Raw genomic sequence first — 2,962 nt, 5'->3', positions numbered from 1 at the left:
ACATATTGTATTTGGAATATGTTGCAAAGGAAACGGGAAAAACGGCGGGAGAACTAATGAGGGATATATTAGAAAGAGAAGTAAAGAAGTATAAGTTAGTGTTTGGAAAGATACAGGAACGCTAAATCTAATAGAGAACCCCGTAAATAGTCGGTATCCTAGTGACACGGGTATGAAGGTATGGAACTTTTGGTTTTAGGTGATCGGTTTGAAAAGGTATATAGAGGGTGTGCGCTAAGTAATCAAAGCGCAGCGGTTCATTTACGACAAGTTAATCCGTGTTAGCCTGTTATGGCTTGCCAATCCTTGTTTGAGCGTTAGCGAGTGAAGGAGTGGGGCATTGGCTAAGAAACACGGATGTGTTGCTTGTCGTCAATGATTGATTACGTATAAAGAGTAGAAGCTATTCCATTGATAGAGTAGCTTCTTTTTTATATTAGTGGACAAGCTACAAACCTTGATGTTATCATGTTTTTATATACGGTAAATCAAAAAAGAAAGGAAGTGTATTTATGCCTAAAGTTATAAAGGCTTCTGAAGCTAGAATTAAGAAAACTATTATGATAGCACCAGAAACGGATGCTTTACTAGAAAAGCTGAAGAAAGAAAAGGGATTGAGCCAAGGAAAAGCGATTGATATAGCTATTAAGTATTTACAAGAGAAGGAACAGATTTAGGGAAGTGAGACGGGCGAAACGAAGTGAAGCTATTTAACTTGATTGTAGTCTCACTAAAGCGTCAATTTTTGATTGACCACTATTCCTAAAAAGGTTTTTATATGTTTGATAGTCGACCGGAGCGAATGCGTAGGAAGACAGCAACTGGAATGAACATAGTGAATGAAAGGCGGTAGTATACCAATGAGAAGCCTTATTTTAGACAGGAAGGAGGGTGCGAAGTGTTTAAGACACCAAAGTCTAAACCCATCGGTTATGACGTTAGAGTCATAGTTAGCGGTAATGTGGTAGAAGTGTATAAATACCCCGAAACTATTTGGAGAAACTTGCAATCTACTTCTAAAAGAAGTGCGGTTACAAATGTTTCGGTTGAATCGTTAGATGATACTTTACTAGGCGAAAAAATGGATTCAAGAGCAAAGAGTAATATTAGGGCTAGGAATACGTTAAGACGTCTAGCATTGGCGAATTTCGGTAGTAAATCAAAGTTCCTTACATTGACCTTTGAAGAGAATATGACCGATTTAGATAAGGCTAATAAGGAGTTCAAGCGGTTCATTAGAAATATAAAACGGAACTTAGGGGACTTTAAGTATATAGCGGTAATTGAGTTTCAAAACCGAGGTGCTATTCATTATCATGTTTTATTAGATATAGAGGTTTATATCCCACATGAAAAGTTAGAGAAGTGGTGGGGTAATGGATTTATTCGAATCAATAGTATTGATCATGTCGACAATATCGGGGCGTATGTAATTAAGTATATGACCAAAGAAGATGCGGATGAAAGATTGATAGGAAAGAAAAGTTACCAATGTTCTAAGAACTTAGAACGACCACGGGAATTGATAGGGAAGAACGCTCTGGAGTATATAGAGAAGTACATAGAATCTCGTGGAATAAAAAAAGCCTACTCAAATGCGTATAAGAGTAAGCTTAGTGATGAAGATGTATTATATGCGGAATACAACTTCAAAAGACAATTTTAAATTATATAGAGATTATAACACAAAGAGAGGGATGACAACCTCTCTTTTCTTATTTTATCGTGTATTTCGGCTCTTTATTTGTGAATTAGATACCGACCCTTAAATGGGTATTTATATACAAAAAGCCTTTCCTACAGACTCTCGATTTTTATAGTTCCTTGGTAATACGGTATACAAAATAATAAAAATATGTATAATGTATATAAAAAGTATATATAAAATATATACAAAGTATATAAAAAGAGGTGTTTATATGCAACATGTAGTGAAATTAAGAAAAAAAGCGAATGATTTAGTTAGTCGCTGGAATGCATTAGGAAGACAACCACATACAGAAAGACAGAAGGCTATGTTGTATAACGAAGTTAGGAAGGTTCATTCTGATTTACAAGAAGTTCAGAAATACGATTCCTCGGTTAATGAAACTGTTTGGATGTTAGGGCAAGTACGACAAACTTTATTAGGGGTAAACAATGGTAACTAAGATTAAAAAGTTATTTTCACTACCAAGAGAACAACATGATCGGTTTAAAGAAATTACGGAGAAAACAGGAGCATCAATGAATTCCACGGTTTGTATGTTGATAGATGAATACATTCATAAAATGGAGGAATTGGAGTTCCAAAGAATGCGTAGAGAAGGTGAAGAACCACCGGAAGAAACAGAGGATTTAGTTTCTAGTGCAATAAAGCAAGCGAATGAAGAACAAAAGCGTATTGCTAAGAAGAAAAGGGTAAAAAGAACCTCCAAGGAGGAATAGTTCGTGACGAAAATAAAGCGGAAAATAAAGAAGCGTAAAGAAACTATAACCGCAAGTATTCCTAAATCGTTAAAGGATAAAGTGCGGAAGGTTTCGGAGAAAAAGAACGTATCAATGACAAAGTATACAGAGCAAGCACTTAGAAGAGAAATTTCAAAGGATGAAGCCTTAATAAAATAAATGGAAAGAAGGGAATTAGAATGGGAATTGGACAAATGATTATGCGTAGCGAGAAATTGATTGGGGTATTAAAGGAGAAAGCATATCTTTCTCTTAGTGATGAGGAAAGAGCGGAGATTAAAGAATTGCATAAATTCATGAAAACTCAAGTGACAGAATTTCTTGCGGTTGATGAGGAATTAAAACAAAACTATCAAGAATTAGATAGTATTTTAGGTTCGCAAGAAGGATTTTATTGGATGTACGTTACAGAATGAAGAAGCGTTCTGTAAGCCTAAGGGAAAGTGACATATTGTATTTGGAATATGTTGCAAAGGAAACGGGAAAAACGGCGGGAGAACTAATGAGGGATATA

The 2,962-nt window shown here is 35.5% G+C and carries 6 protein-coding genes; all 6 read left to right on the top strand.

Annotation, left to right across the window (positions count from 1 at the left end; translation table 11 throughout):
• The first annotated feature begins 512 nt into the window (after window positions 1–512).
• The 6 genes from BAQ44_RS30885 (at window position 513) to BAQ44_RS17040 (ending at window position 2,864) form a co-directional block, all read left to right on the top strand.
• Window positions 513–677: a hypothetical protein gene (locus BAQ44_RS30885; RefSeq protein ID WP_161491761.1), complete on the top strand. Its 165-nt coding sequence runs from the start codon at window positions 513–515 to the stop codon at window positions 675–677.
• A 221-nt stretch (window positions 678–898) separates the two neighbouring features.
• A complete protein-coding gene (locus BAQ44_RS17055) occupies window positions 899–1,666 on the top strand; it encodes a rolling circle replication-associated protein (RefSeq protein WP_071722513.1) in 768 nt (255 codons plus the stop codon).
• A gap of 253 nt (window positions 1,667–1,919) precedes the next feature.
• Window positions 1,920–2,150, top strand: coding sequence for a hypothetical protein (locus BAQ44_RS17050; RefSeq protein ID WP_071722511.1), 231 nt, complete (start codon window positions 1,920–1,922; stop codon window positions 2,148–2,150).
• Window positions 2,140–2,427: a hypothetical protein gene (locus BAQ44_RS17045; RefSeq protein WP_071722509.1), complete on the top strand. Its 288-nt coding sequence runs from the start codon at window positions 2,140–2,142 to the stop codon at window positions 2,425–2,427. The genes BAQ44_RS17050 and BAQ44_RS17045 overlap by 11 nt, the downstream gene beginning before the upstream one ends.
• A 3-nt stretch (window positions 2,428–2,430) precedes the next feature.
• Window positions 2,431–2,607: a hypothetical protein gene (locus tag BAQ44_RS30880; protein WP_161491760.1), complete on the top strand. Its 177-nt coding sequence runs from the start codon at window positions 2,431–2,433 to the stop codon at window positions 2,605–2,607.
• Between the two features lie 20 nt (window positions 2,608–2,627).
• A complete protein-coding gene (locus tag BAQ44_RS17040; RefSeq protein ID WP_071722507.1) occupies window positions 2,628–2,864 on the top strand; it encodes a hypothetical protein in 237 nt (78 codons plus the stop codon).
• Window positions 2,865–2,962: the final 98 nt, after the last annotated feature.

The organism is Bacillus mobilis (genome assembly GCF_001884045.1).
Classification (GTDB): domain Bacteria; phylum Bacillota; class Bacilli; order Bacillales; family Bacillaceae_G; genus Bacillus_A; species Bacillus_A mobilis.
The sequence above is the reverse complement of the archived record's forward strand: the minus strand, read 5'-3'. Positions and strand labels throughout refer to the sequence as shown.

What these genes read in the sequence shown, in the direction of transcription:
- BAQ44_RS30885 (WP_161491761.1), top strand. Translation starts at nt 513, where the DNA reads ATGCCTAAAGTTATAAAGGCTTCTGAAGCTAGAATTAAGAAAACTATT.
- BAQ44_RS17050 (WP_071722511.1), top strand. Translation starts at nt 1,920, where the DNA reads ATGCAACATGTAGTGAAATTAAGAAAAAAAGCGAATGATTTAGTTAGT.
- BAQ44_RS17045 (WP_071722509.1), top strand. Translation starts at nt 2,140, where the DNA reads ATGGTAACTAAGATTAAAAAGTTATTTTCACTACCAAGAGAACAACAT.
- BAQ44_RS17040 (WP_071722507.1), top strand. Translation starts at nt 2,628, where the DNA reads ATGGGAATTGGACAAATGATTATGCGTAGCGAGAAATTGATTGGGGTA.